Here is a 16,394-nt window from a genome sequence, read left to right as displayed (position 1 = left end):
AAGCTGGTGTTAGAATCCTTTTTTAAGCAAACGGTGATTTTGAAAAATGGGTAACAACGTCGTCGTACTGGGCACCCAATGGGGTGACGAAGGTAAAGGGAAGATCGTCGATCTTCTGACTGAACGGGCTAAATATGTTGTACGCTACCAGGGCGGTCACAACGCAGGCCATACTCTCGTAATCAACGGTGAAAAAACCGTCCTCCATCTTATTCCATCAGGCATTCTTCGCGATAACGTCACCAGCATCATTGGTAACGGCGTTGTGCTGTCGCCTGCCGCGCTGATGAAAGAGATGAAGGAACTGGAAGACCGTGGTATCCCGGTTCGCGAACGTCTGCTGTTATCTGAAGCCTGCCCGCTGATCCTCGACTACCACGTCGCGCTCGACGTCGCACGTGAGAAAGCGCGCGGCGCCAAAGCCATCGGCACCACCGGTCGCGGCATCGGCCCGGCCTATGAAGATAAAGTCGCACGTCGCGGTCTGCGCGTGGGCGATCTCTTTGATAAAGCCACTTTCGCTGAAAAACTGAAAGAAGTGCTGGAATACCACAACTTCCAGCTGGTGAACTTCTACAAAGTTGAAGCGGTTGACTACCAGAAAGTGCTGGACGACGTCATGGCGATTGCCGACGTGCTGACCAGCATGGTGGTGGATGTTTCCGATCTGCTGGATCAGGCGCGTAAACGTGGCGACTTCATCATGTTTGAAGGCGCGCAGGGTACGCTGCTGGATATCGACCACGGCACCTATCCGTATGTCACCTCCTCCAACACCACCGCAGGCGGCGTCGCGACCGGTTCCGGCATTGGTCCGCGTTATGTGGACTACGTGCTCGGCATCATCAAAGCTTACTCCACCCGCGTGGGCGCAGGCCCGTTCCCGACCGAGCTGTTCGACGATGTCGGCGAATTCCTGTGCAAAAAAGGCAATGAATTCGGTGCCACCACCGGTCGTCGCCGTCGTACCGGCTGGCTGGATGCGGTAGCGGTGCGCCGCGCCGTGCAGATCAACTCCCTGTCCGGCTTCTGCCTGACCAAACTGGACGTCCTGGACGGTCTGGAAGAGGTGAAAATCTGCGTCGCTTACCGTATGCCGGATGGCCGCGAAGTCACCACCACCCCGATGGCGGCGGATGACTGGGAAGGTATCGAGCCGATTTACGAAACCATGCCGGGCTGGTCTGAATCCACCTTCGGCGTGAAAGAGCGCAGCGGCCTGCCGCAGGCGGCGCTGAACTATATCAAACGTATTGAAGAAGTCACCGGCGTGCCGATCGACATCATCTCTACCGGTCCGGATCGTACCGAAACCATGATCCTGCGCGATCCGTTCGACGCATAAAATGACCAGGGGCGCGGCAAACGCGCCCTTTGTTTTCCCGGTTTTTACCCGCCTTTTTCAAATAAATTAGCCGCCTGACATGTGGCTGGTTTATCATCAATATATCGCCCACTGGGCGAACCGCGTTTTTCCCCTCCCATATTCTGAGGTTGATGTGCAGTTAACGAGTTTTACCGATTTCGGGCTACGGGCTTTGATCTATATGGCGTCCCTGCCGGAAGGCCGCATGACCAGCATTTCTGAAGTCACTGAGGTGTACGGCGTCTCCCGCAATCATATGGTCAAAATAATCAACCAACTTAGTCGTGCGGGCTATGTGACCGCCGTGAGGGGTAAAAACGGCGGGATCCGCCTTGGCAAACCAGCCGCAACCATCCGTATTGGTGATGTCGTGCGTGAGCTGGAGCCCCTGTCTATAGTGAACTGCAGTAGCGCGTTCTGTCACATCACCCCCGCGTGTCGCCTGAAACAGGTGCTGGGCGACGCGGTGGCGCGCTTTCTTCAGGAACTGGATAACTACACGCTGGCCGATTTAGTGCAGGAAAACCAGCCGCTTTACAAATTATTGCTGGTGGAATGACGCATTCGCGCCACTGATGACAACGGAGGAACCGCTATGTCACACGATCCTTTTCAGGAACGAGAAGCTGAAAAGTACGCCAATCCCATCCCGAGCCGGGAATTCATCCTTGAACATTTAACCAAACGTGAAAAACCGGCTAACCGCGATGAACTGGCGTCTGAACTCGGCATTGAAGGCGAGGAACAGCTGGAAGCGCTGCGTCGCCGCCTGCGCGCCATGGAGCGCGACGGCCAGTTAGTCTTTACCCGCCGCCAGTGCTATGCGCTGCCGGAACGTCTTGATCTGCAAAAAGGCACCGTCATCGGCCATCGCGACGGTTACGGTTTCCTGCGCGTAGAGGGCCGTAAAGACGATCTCTATCTCTCGTCTGAGCAGATGAAAACCTGCATTCACGGCGATATCGTCCTGGCGCAGCCGCTCGGTTCAGACCGCAAAGGCCGCCGCGAAGCGCGTATCGTGCGCGTGCTGGTGCCGAAGCAGAGCAATATCGTCGGGCGCTATTTCACCGACGCGGGCGTCGGCTTCGTGGTGCCGGACGACAGCCGCCTGAGCTTTGATATCCTCATTCCGCCGGAAGAGGTGATGGGCGCACGCATGGGGTATGTCGTGGTCGTCGAGCTGACACAGCGTCCGACGCGCCGCACCAAAGCTATCGGTAAAATTGTTGAAGTGCTCGGCGACAACATGGGCACCGGCATGGCCGTCGATATGGCGCTGCGCACCCATGAAATCCCTTACGTCTGGCCGAAAGCCGTCGAAGAACAGATTGCGCACCTGAAAGAAGAAGTGCCGGAAGAGGCCAAAGTGGGGCGCGTCGATTTGCGCAACCTGCCGCTTGTCACCATCGACGGCGAAGACGCCCGCGACTTTGACGATGCCGTATTCTGTGAGAAAAAACGCGGCGGCGGCTGGCGCCTGTGGGTGGCTATCGCCGACGTCAGCTACTATGTACGCCCGCCGACTCCGCTTGATAACGAAGCGCGCAACCGCGGCACGTCGGTTTACTTCCCGTCGCAGGTTGTTCCGATGCTGCCGGAAGTGCTCTCCAACGGCCTGTGTTCGCTGAATCCGCAGGTGGATCGCCTCTGTATGGTCTGTGAGATGACGATCTCCGCCAAAGGCCGTCTCACTGGCTATAAATTCTATGAAGCGGTGATGAGCTCGCACGCCCGTCTGACCTACACCAAGGTGTGGCATATTCTGCAGGGCGATGAAGATCTGCGCAGCCAGTATCAACCGCTGGTGAAGCATCTTGAAGAGCTGCACACGCTGTATAAAGCGCTGGAAGAGGCGCGCACCGAGCGCGGCGGTATCTCGTTTGAGAGCGAAGAGGCGAAGTTCATCTTCAACGCCGAGCGCCGTATCGATCGCATCGAGCAGACCCAGCGTAACGACGCGCACAAGCTTATCGAAGAGTGCATGATCCTCGCCAACATTTCGGCCGCGCGCTTTGTCGAGAAGCACAAAGAGCCGGCGCTGTTCCGTATTCACGATCGCCCGACCAACGAAGCGATCACCTCGTTCCGCTCTGTACTGGCGGAGCTGGGGCTGGAGCTGCCGGGCGGCAACAAGCCGGAACCGCGCGACTACGCCGAGCTGCTCGATTCCATCGCCGATCGTCCCGATCACGAGATGCTGCAAACCATGCTGCTGCGCTCGATGAAGCAGGCGATTTACGATCCGGAAAACCGCGGCCACTTTGGCCTCGCGCTGCAATCCTACGCACACTTTACCTCGCCGATTCGCCGCTACCCGGATCTCACGCTGCACCGCGCGATTAAATACCTGATCGCCAAAGAGCAGGGCCACGAAGGCAACACCACTGAAAGCGGTGGCTGGCACTACACCATGGAAGAGATGCTGCAACTGGGCCAGCACTGTTCCATGACGGAACGCCGCGCCGACGAAGCCACCCGTGAAGTCGCGGACTGGCTGAAGTGCGACTTCATGCAGGATCAGGTCGGCCAGACCTTCTCCGGCGTGATCTCAAGCGTCACCGGCTTTGGTTTCTTCGTGCGCCTGACCGATCTCTTTATCGATGGCCTGGTGCATGTCTCGTCGCTGGATAACGACTATTACCGCTTTGATCAGGTCGGCCAGCGGTTGATTGGCGAATCCGGCGGCCAGACGTATCGTCTGGGCGACCGCGTCGAAGTCAAAGTCGAAGCGGTTAACATGGACGAGCGCAAAATCGATTTCTCGCTCATCTCCAGCGAACGCGGGCCACGTAACGTGGGTAAAACCGCGCGCGAGCGCGAGAAGCGAGGCGGCGGCGCTAAAAACCGCAGCCGTCGTCAGGTCGGCAAGCGCCAGAATTTCGAACCTAACGAGGCATTTCGCAGTGAGAAAGGCCGTGGAAAGGTGAAGAAAGATGGCGCGGCGCGGGCAGAGAAGAGCGACAAACCGGCGAAAAGCAGTAAAAAACCGTCGGCCAAAACGCAGAAAATCGCGGCCGCCACCAAAGCGAAGCGCGCGGCGAAGAAAAAGCGCGACGAGTAATCGCGGGGCCTGCGAGCCAGGCCCGATTTATTACGTATTGCCTAACACCGGGCGGCTTGCCGCCCATAACGAGTACCATTCATGAGTGAAATGATTTACGGCATCCACGCGGTGCAGGCCCTGCTGGAGCGCGCTCCCGAGCGCTTTCAGGAAGTATTTATTCTGAAAGGACGTGAAGATAAACGTCTGCTGCCGCTGATCCACGCGCTGGAAGCGCAGGGCGTGCCAGTGCAGGTGGCAAACCGCCAGTGGCTGGATGAAAAAGCGGATGGCGCGGTGCATCAGGGTATCGTCGCGCGCGTCAAGCCGGGGCGTCAGTATGGCGAAAACGATCTGCCGGATCTGCTGGCGGCGCACGCGCAGCCATTCCTGCTGATCCTGGATGGCGTGACCGATCCGCATAACCTCGGCGCCTGCCTGCGCAGCGCCGACGCGGCGGGCGTACATGCGGTGATCGTGCCGAAAGATCGCTCCGCGCAGCTTAACGCGACCGCTAAAAAAGTCGCCTGTGGCGCGGCGGAAAGCGTGCCGCTGATCCGCGTGACCAACCTCGCGCGCACCATGCGTCTGTTGCAGGAAGAGAATGTCTGGATCGTCGGCACGGCGGGCGAGGCGGATCATACGCTCTTTCAGAGCAAAATGACCGGCCCGCTGGCGCTGGTGATGGGCGCGGAAGGGGAAGGGATGCGTCGTCTCACCCGTGAACACTGCGACGAGCTTATCAGCATTCCGATGGCGGGCAGCGTCTCCTCGCTGAACGTCTCGGTGGCGACAGGCATCTGCCTTTTCGAAGCCGTGCGTCAGCGCAGCTAATCGTAAAACCCTCTGCGGAGGGTTTTTTATTGCCCCCGCTCCCTGTGTAAAGTTTTATTAAAGCGCCAGAAACCCTAAACTCCGCTGCTACTATAAGCGCCACAGGCTATTTGCCTGTTTAATCAATACCTCTAACTGGACTCAGGAGATGCAACCGTGCAGACATTCCACGGACTGATGGCGTTTTGCGCTTACTTTTTTATTGGGCTGGCGATGATTAACTGTTTCATGTTCATCTACACCCGCATCACCGCTCACGACGAGTGGAAATTAATTAAAGAGAATAACAGCGCGGCGGCGATTACGTTCGGCGGCGCGATTTTAGGCTATGTGGTGCCGCTCGCCAGTGCGGCGATCAACTCCGTCAGCATTACGGACTATCTGATTTGGGGGGCGATCGCGCTCGTCGTCCAGCTTATAATCTACGGCGGCGTGCGTTTATATATGCCGAAACTGAGCGAGAAAATCATTAACCGCAACGTCGCGGCCGCTATTTTCATGGGCGTGGCGTCGCTGGCGGGCGGTATTCTGAACGCGGCCTGTATGACCTGGTAAAACGAAATAACAAGGAAGGCTATGTCGGCAGCAAGGAAAAGACGTGGAAAGAAAAATGGCGGTCATCCGGTTGCGAATACCTCGGATCTGAAATTTCTTCCACGCCCGGAGCCGGAACGAAAAGGGCCGAAAATACTCACGCTCGCCATCATGGGCGGCGCGGCGTTTTTCGGCCTCAAAGCCTGTCAGGATACCGGCGATAACGACAATGACGGCGATGGCGTCTATTACTCGACGCCCGACGAGTGCCGTGAGGACGGGAACCCGGCAGATCTCTGCACCAACGCCTGGAATACCGCCAAAGCCGAGTTTGAAAAAGATATTCCGCCGAAGCTCACCTGGGACGCCTGTAGCACCGCGTATGGCAATAACTGCTATTACGACGGCGTGGCGAAAACCTGGGTGCCGATGATGGCGGGCTTCCTGCTGGCGAGCAACAGAGACAAAAAGCGCGAGCTGGATGACTCCTCGTCGTCGTATTACACCTCAGGCTCCGGCTATCACTACTACTACACGCGCCCCGTCTGGCAAAACGCGTCTGGCGATTATGTCTGGCGCGGCGGCAACCGCTCCGGTGCCAGCGCCAGCAGCCATAGCCTCGTCACCCGCAGCGCCACAACGATTTCCCGCGGCGGCTTTGGCCGTTCATCCAGCTCCCGCAGTAGCTGGGGAGGCTAAATGCTGCGCCATCACACGCCGGTACGCCCGGATCTCGCGCGTATCGCCCACGAGCACGGCTTTCACTTTCATATTATTGACGATGAAATCTACTGGGATGAAAGCCGCGCCTACCGCTTTACGCTGCGCCAGATTGAAGAACAGATAGAATCGCCCACCGCGGAGCTGCACGAGATGTGCCTTGACGTGGTGGATAGAGCCGTGCGCGATGCGCGCCTGCTTGAGCAACTCGCCATTCCCGAGCTGTACTGGGACGCCATTGCCCAAAGCTGGAAAGACCAGGATCCGTCGCTTTACGGGCGCATGGATTTTGTCTGGACCGGGCAGGGGCCGGTGAAGCTGCTGGAGTACAACGCCGATACGCCCACCTCGCTGTACGAATCCGCGTATTTCCAGTGGCAGTGGCTGGAGGATGCGCGCCGCCAGGGCGTTATCCCGCGCGATGCCGATCAGTTCAACAGCCTTCAGGAGAAGCTCATCGCGCGTCTGGCTGAGATAGCGACGCCTGAACCGCTCTATTTCAGCTGCTGCCAGGAGTCTGAAGAGGATCGCGGCACGGTGCTGTACCTGGAAGACTGCGCGCGCCAGGCGGGCCTTGAGACGCGTTTTATCTATATCGAAGAGATTGGCCTGGGCCTTGGCGGCGTGCTGACGGATTTGGACGATAACGTCATCCGGCAGGCATTTAAGCTCTATCCGCTGGAGTGGATGATGCGCGACGACAACGGCCCGCTGCTCTGTAAGCGCGCCGAGCGCTGGTATGAGCCGCTGTGGAAAAGCATTCTCAGCAATAAAGGGCTGCTGCCGCTGCTCTGGGCGCAGTTTCCGGGCCATCCGAATCTGTTACCGGCGTGGTTCAACGACGATTTCGTGCGCGAGCGGCATGATGTCGCGCAGGCGCTTGCGGGCTACGCAGGGTACGTTCGCAAACCGCTGTTCTCACGCGAAGGCGGCAACGTGACGCTGTTTGATAAAGAATCGCAGGTGCTGGCCCACGAAGAGGGCGATTACGGCAACGAGCCGGTTATCTGGCAGGCGTTTCAGGCGCTGCCGCGTTTTGGCAACAGCTATACGCTGCTCGGCAGCTGGATTGTCGGCGATGAGCCCGCGGGTATTGGCATCCGCGAAGATGTCTCGCTTATTACTAAAGATACCTCTCGTTTCATTCCTCACTATATCGCCGGCTGACGGGTTTTCACTTTTGTGAAGCACGCAGGCGGTTTCTTTTTCCTCTCCTTCCATACTTAACGCGGTTGTCACAGGTAAGGAGAGGGATTTATGCACTGGCAAACCCATACGGTGTTTAACCAGCCCGTTGCGCTCAATAACAGCAATCTGTTTTTATCCGATACCGCGCTGCGCGAGGCGGTGCTGCGCGAAGGCGCAGGCTGGGACGCTGAATTGCTCGCAAGCATTGGCCAGCAGCTCGGCACCGCGGAATCGCTGGAATTAGGGCGACTGGCGAACGCCAATCCGCCAGAGCTGCTGCGCTATGACGCGCGCGGCGAACGTCTTGACGACGTGCGCTTTCATCCGGCATGGCACTTGCTGATGCAGGGGCTGTTCGCTAACCGGGTTCATAATCTGCCGTGGCTTGAGACGGCGCGCGAAGGCGCGCTGGTCGCCCGCGCGGCGCGCTTCGTTCTGCACGCGCAGGTGGAAGCAGGCACGTTATGCCCGATTACCATGACGTTTGCCGCGACACCCCTGTTACAGGCTCATCTGCCGCCGCTGTTCGCCGACTGGCAGACCCCGCTGGCAAGCGATCGCTACGATTCCCACCTGCTGCCCGGCGCGCAGAAACGCGGACTGCTCATCGGCATGGGCATGACGGAAAAGCAGGGCGGTTCGGATGTGCTCAGTAATACCACCCGCGCGGAACCCGTAGCAGGGCGCGGCCCCGGCGAGGCGTACCGGCTGGTGGGGCATAAATGGTTTTTCTCGGTGCCGCAAAGCGACGCGCATCTGGTGCTCGCGCAGACAAAAGGCGGTCTTTCGTGTTTCTTCGTGCCGCGCTTTCTGCCGGACGGTCAGCGCAACGCGGTGCGCCTCGAACGTCTGAAAGATAAACTCGGCAACCGCTCGAACGCCAGCAGCGAGGCGGAGTTTCTCGACGCGCTCGGCTGGCTGCTCGGCGAAGAGGGCGAAGGCGTGCGCCAGATCCTGCGCATGGGCGGCATGACGCGCTTTGACTGCGCGCTCGGCAGCCACGGGCTGATGCGCCGCGCGCTGGCGGTGGCGCTTTACCATACCCATCAGCGTCAGGCGTTCGGCAAAAATCTTATTGAGCAGCCGCTGATGCGTCAGGTGCTCGGACGCATGGCGCTGGAGCTGGAAGGGCAGACCGCGCTGCTGTTTCGTCTGGCGCGCGCCTGGGAACAGCGCGAATCGCCGCATGAAGTGGCGTTCGCCCGCCTCTTTACGCCTGCTGCGAAATATGGCGTCTGCAAGCGCGGCATTCCGTTTGTGGCGGAGGCGATGGAAGCGCTCGGCGGTATCGGGTATTGCGAAGAGAGCGAGCTGCCCCGGCTTTATCGTGAAATGCCGGTTAACAGTATCTGGGAAGGCTCTGGCAACATTATGTGCCTCGACGTATTGCGCGTGCTGACGCGCCAGCCGGGCGTGCTGGAGATGCTGAGCCATGAATTTGACGCGGTAAAAGGGCAGGACAGGCATTTCGATCGCGCCTGGCGACAGCTCGCCGGGCAGTTGCGCAGGCCCGATGAAGCAGCCGGTCGCGCCATTACCACCCAGCTCTTTTTACTGGCGAGTGGCGCTCAGGTGCTGCGCTCGCTGACGCCGCCGCTGGCGCAGGCCTGGTGTCGGATGATGCTGGATACCCGTGGCGACAGCCCGCTACCGGAGCCGGTGCTGGCGCAGGCGCTACTGCGCGCCACGGGTGGGGCGGGCTGATTACGCCTTCAGGCGGAACAGGCTCACCAGTTCGTTCAGGTGGTTGCCTTTCTCGCGCAGTACCTGCGCGGTCTGCTCGCTGCGCGTCACGCGCTCGGCATTGATGTGGGTGGCTTCGCCAATCTGGTGCATGGCGATATTCACCTGGCCAATACCGGCAGACTGCTCGTGCGAGGCGTGGTTAATTTCCGTCACCAGTTGGTTGATCTGACCGATACGGCTGATGATCGCTTCCATCGCGTTGCGCGTCTGTTCGGAGAGCGCGTGGCCCTCGCTGACTTTCGCCAGCGTGTCGCTGATAAGCTGCTCTATCTCTTTCACCGCGTTGGCGCTGCGCGCCGCCAGTGCGCGAACTTCCTGCGCCACGACCGCGAAACCTTTGCCATGCTCCCCGGCGCGCGCCGCTTCCACGGCGGCGTTCAGCGCCAGGATGTTGGTCTGGAAGGCGATAGACTCGATCACATGCGTGATATCCGCGATGCGCTGTGAAGCGCTGCGAATGTCGTTCATGGTGGTCACCGCGTTGCTGACCGTTTCGCCACCGTGCTGCACGGCGTCGGACGCCTCTTTCACCAGGCTCTGGGTCTGCTCCATGTTAGCGGCGTTTTGCGACACCGTGGCCGCCAGCTGTTCCATGCTCGCGGAGGTTTCCTCCACGCTGCTCGCCTGTTTGTTGATCTGCTCGCTGATCTCGCCGCTGTCGGACGCCAGCGCGCGGGTGCCGTGGCTGATATCGCCTGCGGCGTCGCGCACCTGGGTCACTATCTGCTGCAGGCCGTTGCCGATGCCATTGATGGCGTCGATAAGCTGGCCGACCTCATCCTGGCGGCGTGTGTCGATGGTTTCGCGCAGATCGCCTGCGGCGTACTGGCGTGCAAGCGTGATGACGTTACGCAGCGGCGCGGTAAGCCAGCGGCGAACGGTCCAGACAAACACGGCGGCAAACAGCAGCGAGACGATAACGCCTGCGGCAAGGAACTGATTGCGCATGCTCGTTACACCGCTCAGCAGCGTCGCTTTATCCACTTCGCCGACAATCGCCCAGTTCCAGCCCGGCAGTTGTGTGAAGCTCAGCAGGGCAGTGCGGCCATCTTCTTTTTCCATCTCAAGCGTCCCCTGCGGCTCGCTCAGCACCGGTTTTAAGACAGCGTCCGGCCATGACGGGCGTTTGCCTTCATCGCTCGAATGGAAAAGGAACTGGCCGTAGGTTTTGCCCGGCGCGCGGTTAATGACATAAAAATGTCCGCTGTCGCCCAGACGGCGATTGAGGATTTTATTGCGCATCACTTGCCATGAGTTGGTGATATCCACCCCGACGAACAGAATCGCGATCACCTTGCCGCTGGCGTCTTTCACCGGCTCGTATTGCGTGATGTAGCGTTTGCCGAACAGCAGCGCCAGGCCGCGGTAGGTTTCGCCTTTCATGACCGGCGCGAACGCCGGGCTTGCGGTATCGAGCTGCGTGCCGATAGCGCGGCTGCCATCTTCTTTACGCAGCGAGGTCGCCACGCGCACGAAGTTATCACCGCTGCGGACAAACAGCGTGGCGATAGCGCCGGTGCGGGTCAGGAAATCATCGGGCAGCGCGTTGTTTTCATGCAGCGACGTTTCGCCGCCTTTAAGCATTGGCACGCTGATGCCATTGATGCTTTGCATCTGGCTTTCGTCACGGCTGATGGGTTGCGGAATAAAACTGTTGAAGAGTTTAGTAAAGCTTGCCACTTCCTCACTGAGGCTGCTGTCGAACATCTGCGCCATATCCACCACGCTTGTGGTCTGGTTATGGAGATCTTCAAGCGCCAGCGCTTCCAGCTGTTCGCTGGCTTTGTGACTTAATGCAAACGTGAACAATAAAAAAAGGGCCGCGACCGCGACGCCCGTGAGGAATGAAAGCTTCGCGCCCAGTCCCCAGCGTTGAAATGAGAGTGTCATAAAAGAGCCCAAAAGTGCCAGTATTTGGCACCTTCAACGGCAGTTGAGCCCTAATATTTAGTGAGTAAATGTAACTATTTGTTTCAATCTATTTTGATTTGGATCATGGCAAGGCCAAATAAAAACCAGAATTTAGCTAAAGAACGTTCAACTATAGATAATTGCCTGCACGTGCCAGTTATCGGCCCGCTGATTTTCATGCATCTGAATAATTCGATAATACGCCGCGCCCTGTTCGTCCGCTTTATAGGCGATGACTTTTTCAATCTCCTGCGGCGTGCCGGAAATATCGTTTACCGAAATGACGCCAATTTCATTTAAGCCCGTCACTCTGTCAGCATTCACCTCTTCGGCAGACTGCGCAGAAGTGGAAATCAGACCCGCCGATAACAGCAGTGACGTTAAAGCCAGCGATCGTTTCATTGTCAGCTCCCTTACACCTTTTCGATAGATGCAGCGCGCCGGTTCCGGGCGCAGTCCGAAAGTTATTGTGCAGCAGGTACGATCAATGCACGCAAAGGCAGTGTAAATTTCGCTAAATAAAACGACGGCTTACGCTTACTTTCGGTACAAAATCGCGCGGGCGTGCCAGCGGCCAGGCAGCAGAGAGTCATCATTGGAGATGACCTGATAGTAATCTGCGCCTGCGGCGCCTGCTTGTGCGGCGATATCGCGCAGCGCGTCATCCGGTGATCCATACTGCAGCGTCGTGACGGTGCCCATTTTGACAAGCCCCTGCGTCTGGTAGCGCTGGATCTCCTGCGGATGATCCGCCACCGGCGGCGCAGGTTGCGGCGTGCCTTCAAGGGCGCTACAGGCCGTCAGTGTCGCCACCATTAATAAAGGGATGAGCCGTCGCATATGCATTCTCGTTACCTCAGGGATTAATTGTAGTAAGTGTAAGGGAATAGGCGTTCGCTATATCCCGGTTCTGCCGACGAAGGCGCGCTTTTGGGCGTAGAAAATCGTAAAAGCGTAATCTGGCTCGCAACACGATAAAAATCCATGCGTTGCGCGGGTTTTTGGCATCATGGCGTCTGTGCCTAAAGACGTTTTGCAGGAGATAAGTATGATCGAAATTTCGACCCGGCGTTTTGCGGGGATTGAGGCGCTGCATGCGGTGCCTGCGGGAGAGCATGACAAGCCGTTGCCGACGGTCATGTTTTATCACGGCTTTACCTCATCCAAAACGGTCTACAGCTATTTCGCCGTCGCCCTGGCGCAGGCCGGGTTTCGCGTGATTATGCCGGACGCGCCCGATCACGGCGCGCGTTTTAGCGGCGATGCACCACGGCGGATGACGCAGTTCTGGCAAATCCTGCTCGCGACGCTGACGGAATACCCGGCGCTGCGCGACGCGATTCTCAATGAAGGGCTGGTGGCGGACGGCAGGCTCGCCGTTGGCGGCGCGTCGATGGGCGGCATGACCGCGCTTGGCATCATGTCCCATCATCCGGAAGTGAAATGCGTCGCGAGCCTGATGGGCTCCGGCTGGTTTAGCGCGCTTTCACAGACGCTTTTCCCGCCGCAGCCCGCCGAAGCTGCCGTGGTGAGAGCCGCGCTGGCACCCTGGGACGTGGGCGCGCGCCTGCCATCTCTTTCGGATCGCCCGCTGTTTTTATGGCATGGCGAAGAGGACGACGTTGTGCCGGCGGCGCAGAGCCTGCGTTTAGCCGACGCGCTGCGCGAACGGGCGCTGGATAACAATCTCACCTGCCAGTGGCAGCCTGGCGTGAAGCACCGCATCACGCCTGAGGCGCTGGATGCGACGGTTGCGTTTTTCCGCCGCTCTCTTTAAAAGCCGGGCAAACCGGGATTGCGGCTTTTTTTACCAGCGGCCTTGTGTTTGTCATGGTCCGCCATTAGAATGACGCGTCAATTTTTCAGCCGCCCTTTAATCACGTTCCTTGCCTCCCCGGGCCGCGGCTGACCCAGACAGGAGGCTGAATAATCCGTAAGGAGCAATTCGATGCGTCATTACGAAATCGTTTTTATGGTCCATCCTGACCAGAGCGAACAGGTTCCGGGCATGATCGAGCGCTACTCTGCTGCCATCACTGGTGCAGAAGGCAAGATCCACCGTCTGGAAGACTGGGGCCGCCGTCAGCTGGCTTACCCGATCAACAAACTGCACAAAGCACACTACGTTCTGATGAACGTTGAAGCGCCGCAGGAAGTTATCGATGAGCTGGAAACTACCTTCCGCTTCAACGATGCCGTTATCCGCAGCATGGTTATGCGCACCAAACACGCCGTAACTGAAGCCTCTCCGATGGTTAAAGCGAAAGACGAGCGCCGTGAGCGTCGCGATGATTTCGCTAACGAAACCGCTGATGATGCTGAAGCTGGGGATTCTGAAGAGTAATTCTGATGGCCAACCGTCTGGTGTTGTCCGGCACCGTGTGCAGGGCACCCCTTCGTAAGGTCAGCCCATCAGGAATTCCTCATTGCCAGTTCGTGCTTGAGCATCGTTCTGTGCAGGAGGAGGCCGGTTTCCACCGGCAGGCGTGGTGTCAGATGCCTGTAATAATCAGCGGGCACGAGAACCAGGCCGTTACTCACAGTATAACGGTCGGCACGCAAATCACCGTTCAGGGGTTCATCAGTTGCCACAAGGCAAAGAACGGACTGAGCAAAATGGTGTTGCATGCCGAGCAGATTGAATTGATAGATTCTGGAGACTAGCCAAATGGCACGTTATTTCCGTCGTCGCAAGTTCTGCCGTTTCACCGCGGAAGGCGTTCAAGAGATCGACTATAAAGATATCGCTACGCTGAAAAACTACATCACCGAAAGCGGTAAGATTGTCCCGAGCCGTATCACCGGTACCCGTGCAAAATACCAGCGTCAGCTGGCTCGCGCTATCAAACGCGCTCGCTACCTGTCCCTGCTGCCGTACACTGATCGTCATCAGTAATCGGTCACGGTCCATTAATACGACTTTGAGAGGATAAGGTAATGCAAGTTATTCTGCTTGATAAAGTAGCAAACCTGGGCAGCCTGGGCGACCAGGTAAACGTTAAAGCGGGCTACGCTCGTAACTTCCTGGTTCCGCAGGGCAAAGCTGTGCCGGCTACCAAGAAAAACGTTGAGTTCTTCGAAGCACGTCGCGCTGAACTGGAAGCCAAACTGGCTGACGTTCTGGCCGCTGCTGAAGCTCGCGCAGAGAAAATCAATGCGCTGGGCTCTGTTACCATCGCGTCCAAAGCGGGCGACGAAGGTAAACTGTTCGGTTCCATCGGTACTCGCGACATCGCTGACGCTGTAACTGCAGCTGGCGTTGACGTGGCTAAGAGCGAAGTTCGTCTGCCGAACGGCGTTCTGCGTACCACTGGCGAACACGAAGTGGACTTCCAGGTTCACAGCGAAGTATTCGCTAAACTGACTGTAAACGTGGTTGCTGAGTAAGTTTTTACTCAACTACACGTAAAGACGCCGGCCTTGTGCCGGCGTTTTGCTTTTCTGAGATGCTGAAAAGTCTCAGCGCACGCGCAGGAAACTGCCGTCCGGCTGGCGGATAAACAGCACCTGCTGGTTATCACCGGTATCAATGGTCAGCGCCGTCACCACGCCGCTGGCGTTCTGACGAACCTGCACCATCTGCCCCAGCTGAAGATTACTGAGCGGCTTGCCGTCGCCTTCCACTTTCGCCATCGCGTACACATCTTCCGGCGGCAGACCGTGATCGCGGAACAGTTGCGCCAGCGTTTTGCCCGATTCCACGCGATAAGTACGCCACTGCTGCTCGATGTCATTATTCTGGAACGGCTGCACCGGCGCGCTGGGCGCAGGCTGCTGGACATTCGCCTCTGGCGTTTCCACAGGTGCTACCGCCTGCGGCTGCATCGGCGCTTCCGGCGTAGGCGTTAAATCGAGCTGCGCGTCGCGACGCTGCGGCGTTTCCGGCTCGTTGGAAGAAGGCCATAAAAAGCACAGCGCGATAACGACCGCGCAAAGAATAATGCCGCGTCGGTGCGCAGGCGGCAGCGGGTCCATCAGCCGGATATGATCCGGGGCGTGCCATACCTGCGCCAGCAGCGGTTTAATTCGTCCAGGCATGTCTTCTCCTCATTCACTCAAACGCATCGCCGCGCCAGTGTACCATTATAGCGTTCTAACTGTTTGATGCCGGTAGTAAAGCGCGCATTCGTGAGCGCGCTGACATCCCTGACCTTATCACCTTGCCGGAGGATTATTTTACCCAACGTGGCGCTGCTGTTATGCTGCCCGCTAATTTTCCCATTGAGAAAGGATAACCCCATGACAACCCCTTCTTTTGACACCATTGAAGCCCAGGCAAGCTACGGCATTGGCTTACAGGTCGGACAGCAACTGCGCGAGTCGGGCTTACAGGGTCTGCTGCCGGAAGCACTGGTGGCGGGGCTGCGTGACGCGCTGGAAGGCAACCAGCCAGCCGTTCCTGTTGACGTGGTGCATCGCGCGCTGCGTGAAATCCACGAACGCGCCGACGCCGTGCGTCGCGAGCGCCAGCAGGAGATGGCGGTAGAAGGCCAGAAATATCTGGATGAAAACCGCGAGCGCGAAGGGGTGAACAGCACCGAATCCGGCCTGCAATTCCGCGTGCTGACGCAGGGTGATGGCCCGATCCCGTCCCGTAAGGATCGCGTGCGTGTGCACTACACCGGTAAACTTATCGACGGCACCGTATTTGACAGCTCCGTCGCGCGCGGCGAACCCGCGGAATTCCCGGTCAGCGGCGTAATCGCAGGATGGATCGAAGCGCTGACGCTGATGCCGGTCGGCTCCAAATGGGAACTGACCATTCCGCACAATCTGGCCTACGGCGAGCGCGGCGCGGGTGCATCCATTCCGCCGTTCAGCACGCTGGTCTTTGAAGTCGAACTGCTGGAAATCCTGTAAGGCTTTTCCTTTCCCCGCTGCGGCGGGGAATTGTTTTCCCGTAAGCGAAATGACGCGATTTTATTTTGATAATAAGCGGAATACGGGTATTTTTGTGATGCATTTCGCGAAGTGAAAGTGATTTGCCACCCATTTTAAACATAAAATTAACATTATATTTAAATCTTAGTATTCAACCCTCCGATTCTTACCTAA

Annotated in this window: 18 protein-coding genes; 14 read left to right on the top strand and 4 right to left on the bottom strand. The window is 58.0% G+C overall.

The genetic code is table 11. The annotated features are described in order from the left end of the window. The first annotated feature begins 46 nt into the window (after positions 1 to 46). From ACUW6V_RS10010 to ACUW6V_RS09975, 8 genes are all read left to right on the top strand, one after another. Positions 47 to 1,345: an adenylosuccinate synthase gene (locus ACUW6V_RS10010; protein WP_004385298.1), complete on the top strand. Its 1,299-nt coding sequence runs from the start codon at positions 47 to 49 to the stop codon at positions 1,343 to 1,345. Between the two features lie 154 nt (positions 1,346 to 1,499). Then, on the top strand, positions 1,500 to 1,925 hold the full coding sequence (gene nsrR / locus ACUW6V_RS10005; RefSeq protein ID WP_004385299.1) for a nitric oxide-sensing transcriptional repressor NsrR: 426 nt from the start codon (positions 1,500 to 1,502) through the stop codon (positions 1,923 to 1,925). 36 nt (positions 1,926 to 1,961) lie between these two features. After that, positions 1,962 to 4,427: a ribonuclease R gene (rnr, locus tag ACUW6V_RS10000; protein WP_032988009.1), complete on the top strand. Its 2,466-nt coding sequence runs from the start codon at positions 1,962 to 1,964 to the stop codon at positions 4,425 to 4,427. Between the two features lie 81 nt (positions 4,428 to 4,508). Continuing rightward, positions 4,509 to 5,240, top strand: a complete 732-nt coding sequence (gene rlmB / locus ACUW6V_RS09995; RefSeq protein ID WP_007778372.1) for a 23S rRNA (guanosine(2251)-2'-O)-methyltransferase RlmB — start codon at positions 4,509 to 4,511, stop codon at positions 5,238 to 5,240. A gap of 156 nt (positions 5,241 to 5,396) precedes the next feature. Continuing rightward, positions 5,397 to 5,795 carry a DUF350 domain-containing protein gene (locus ACUW6V_RS09990; RefSeq protein WP_004385301.1) on the top strand — a complete coding sequence of 133 codons (399 nt, stop codon included), beginning with the start codon at positions 5,397 to 5,399 and terminating at the stop codon, positions 5,793 to 5,795. Between the two features lie 21 nt (positions 5,796 to 5,816). Then, positions 5,817 to 6,473, top strand: a complete 657-nt coding sequence (locus ACUW6V_RS09985; RefSeq protein ID WP_004385302.1) for a DUF1190 domain-containing protein — start codon at positions 5,817 to 5,819, stop codon at positions 6,471 to 6,473. After that, positions 6,474 to 7,661, top strand: a complete 1,188-nt coding sequence (locus ACUW6V_RS09980) for a glutathionylspermidine synthase family protein (protein WP_454038312.1) — start codon at positions 6,474 to 6,476, stop codon at positions 7,659 to 7,661. It abuts the gene before it with no gap. 90 nt (positions 7,662 to 7,751) lie between these two features. Next, positions 7,752 to 9,386 carry an isovaleryl-CoA dehydrogenase gene (locus ACUW6V_RS09975; RefSeq protein ID WP_105606875.1) on the top strand — a complete coding sequence of 545 codons (1,635 nt, stop codon included), beginning with the start codon at positions 7,752 to 7,754 and terminating at the stop codon, positions 9,384 to 9,386. On the opposite strand, the gene ACUW6V_RS09970 is transcribed toward ACUW6V_RS09975, so the two are convergent. From ACUW6V_RS09970 to bsmA, 3 genes are all read right to left on the bottom strand, one after another. After that, positions 9,387 to 11,318, bottom strand: coding sequence for a methyl-accepting chemotaxis protein (locus ACUW6V_RS09970; RefSeq protein WP_454038311.1), 1,932 nt, complete (start codon positions 11,316 to 11,318; stop codon positions 9,387 to 9,389). It abuts the gene before it with no gap. Between the two features lie 147 nt (positions 11,319 to 11,465). Continuing rightward, positions 11,466 to 11,741 carry a YdgH/BhsA/McbA family protein gene (locus tag ACUW6V_RS09965; protein WP_004385306.1) on the bottom strand — a complete coding sequence of 92 codons (276 nt, stop codon included), beginning with the start codon at positions 11,739 to 11,741 and terminating at the stop codon, positions 11,466 to 11,468. 135 nt (positions 11,742 to 11,876) lie between these two features. Continuing rightward, positions 11,877 to 12,185, bottom strand: a complete 309-nt coding sequence (gene bsmA, locus ACUW6V_RS09960) for a biofilm peroxide resistance protein BsmA (RefSeq protein ID WP_007852316.1) — start codon at positions 12,183 to 12,185, stop codon at positions 11,877 to 11,879. A gap of 202 nt (positions 12,186 to 12,387) precedes the next feature. On the opposite strand from bsmA, the gene yjfP reads away from it, so the two are divergent. From yjfP to rplI, 5 genes are all read left to right on the top strand, one after another. After that, entirely contained in the window at positions 12,388 to 13,116 is a 729-nt protein-coding gene (gene yjfP, locus ACUW6V_RS09955) for an esterase (protein ID WP_454038310.1), read from the top strand. A 171-nt stretch (positions 13,117 to 13,287) separates the two neighbouring features. Continuing rightward, a complete protein-coding gene (gene rpsF, locus ACUW6V_RS09950; protein ID WP_001216673.1) occupies positions 13,288 to 13,683 on the top strand; it encodes a 30S ribosomal protein S6 in 396 nt (131 codons plus the stop codon). 5 nt (positions 13,684 to 13,688) lie between these two features. Then, complete coding sequence (gene priB, locus ACUW6V_RS09945; RefSeq protein WP_004385309.1) at positions 13,689 to 14,003, top strand: primosomal replication protein N; 315 nt, start codon at positions 13,689 to 13,691, stop codon at positions 14,001 to 14,003. Positions 14,004 to 14,007: 4 nt separating this feature from the next. Further along, entirely contained in the window at positions 14,008 to 14,235 is a 228-nt protein-coding gene (gene rpsR / locus ACUW6V_RS09940; RefSeq protein WP_000135199.1) for a 30S ribosomal protein S18, read from the top strand. A 41-nt stretch (positions 14,236 to 14,276) separates the two neighbouring features. Next, on the top strand, positions 14,277 to 14,726 hold the full coding sequence (gene rplI / locus ACUW6V_RS09935; RefSeq protein ID WP_004385310.1) for a 50S ribosomal protein L9: 450 nt from the start codon (positions 14,277 to 14,279) through the stop codon (positions 14,724 to 14,726). 72 nt (positions 14,727 to 14,798) lie between these two features. Here rplI and ACUW6V_RS09930 read toward each other — a convergent pair whose 3' ends face one another. Further along, positions 14,799 to 15,377: an OapA family protein gene (locus ACUW6V_RS09930; RefSeq protein ID WP_104671715.1), complete on the bottom strand. Its 579-nt coding sequence runs from the start codon at positions 15,375 to 15,377 to the stop codon at positions 14,799 to 14,801. Between the two features lie 201 nt (positions 15,378 to 15,578). On the opposite strand from ACUW6V_RS09930, the gene fklB reads away from it, so the two are divergent. Next, positions 15,579 to 16,199 carry an FKBP-type peptidyl-prolyl cis-trans isomerase gene (gene fklB / locus ACUW6V_RS09925; RefSeq protein ID WP_007702034.1) on the top strand — a complete coding sequence of 207 codons (621 nt, stop codon included), beginning with the start codon at positions 15,579 to 15,581 and terminating at the stop codon, positions 16,197 to 16,199. Positions 16,200 to 16,394 lie beyond the last annotated feature (195 nt).

This window comes from Cronobacter sp. 153480017-3, from assembly GCF_053627815.1.
This window is presented reverse-complemented; position numbering and strand designations above follow the sequence as displayed.

Excerpts from the sequence above, each read along its gene's own strand:
- ACUW6V_RS10010 (WP_004385298.1), top strand. The coding sequence starts at position 47 with ATGGGTAACAACGTCGTCGTACTGGGCACCCAATGGGGTGACGAAGGT.
- rnr (WP_032988009.1), top strand. The coding sequence starts at position 1,962 with ATGTCACACGATCCTTTTCAGGAACGAGAAGCTGAAAAGTACGCCAAT.
- rlmB (WP_007778372.1), top strand. The coding sequence starts at position 4,509 with ATGAGTGAAATGATTTACGGCATCCACGCGGTGCAGGCCCTGCTGGAG.
- ACUW6V_RS09985 (WP_004385302.1), top strand. The coding sequence starts at position 5,817 with ATGTCGGCAGCAAGGAAAAGACGTGGAAAGAAAAATGGCGGTCATCCG.
- ACUW6V_RS09980 (WP_454038312.1), top strand. The coding sequence starts at position 6,474 with ATGCTGCGCCATCACACGCCGGTACGCCCGGATCTCGCGCGTATCGCC.
- ACUW6V_RS09975 (WP_105606875.1), top strand. The coding sequence starts at position 7,752 with ATGCACTGGCAAACCCATACGGTGTTTAACCAGCCCGTTGCGCTCAAT.
- ACUW6V_RS09970 (WP_454038311.1), bottom strand. The coding sequence starts at position 11,318 with ATGACACTCTCATTTCAACGCTGGGGACTGGGCGCGAAGCTTTCATTC.
- ACUW6V_RS09965 (WP_004385306.1), bottom strand. The coding sequence starts at position 11,741 with ATGAAACGATCGCTGGCTTTAACGTCACTGCTGTTATCGGCGGGTCTG.
- bsmA (WP_007852316.1), bottom strand. The coding sequence starts at position 12,185 with ATGCATATGCGACGGCTCATCCCTTTATTAATGGTGGCGACACTGACG.
- yjfP (WP_454038310.1), top strand. The coding sequence starts at position 12,388 with ATGATCGAAATTTCGACCCGGCGTTTTGCGGGGATTGAGGCGCTGCAT.
- rpsF (WP_001216673.1), top strand. The coding sequence starts at position 13,288 with ATGCGTCATTACGAAATCGTTTTTATGGTCCATCCTGACCAGAGCGAA.
- priB (WP_004385309.1), top strand. The coding sequence starts at position 13,689 with ATGGCCAACCGTCTGGTGTTGTCCGGCACCGTGTGCAGGGCACCCCTT.
- rpsR (WP_000135199.1), top strand. The coding sequence starts at position 14,008 with ATGGCACGTTATTTCCGTCGTCGCAAGTTCTGCCGTTTCACCGCGGAA.
- rplI (WP_004385310.1), top strand. The coding sequence starts at position 14,277 with ATGCAAGTTATTCTGCTTGATAAAGTAGCAAACCTGGGCAGCCTGGGC.
- ACUW6V_RS09930 (WP_104671715.1), bottom strand. The coding sequence starts at position 15,377 with ATGCCTGGACGAATTAAACCGCTGCTGGCGCAGGTATGGCACGCCCCG.
- fklB (WP_007702034.1), top strand. The coding sequence starts at position 15,579 with ATGACAACCCCTTCTTTTGACACCATTGAAGCCCAGGCAAGCTACGGC.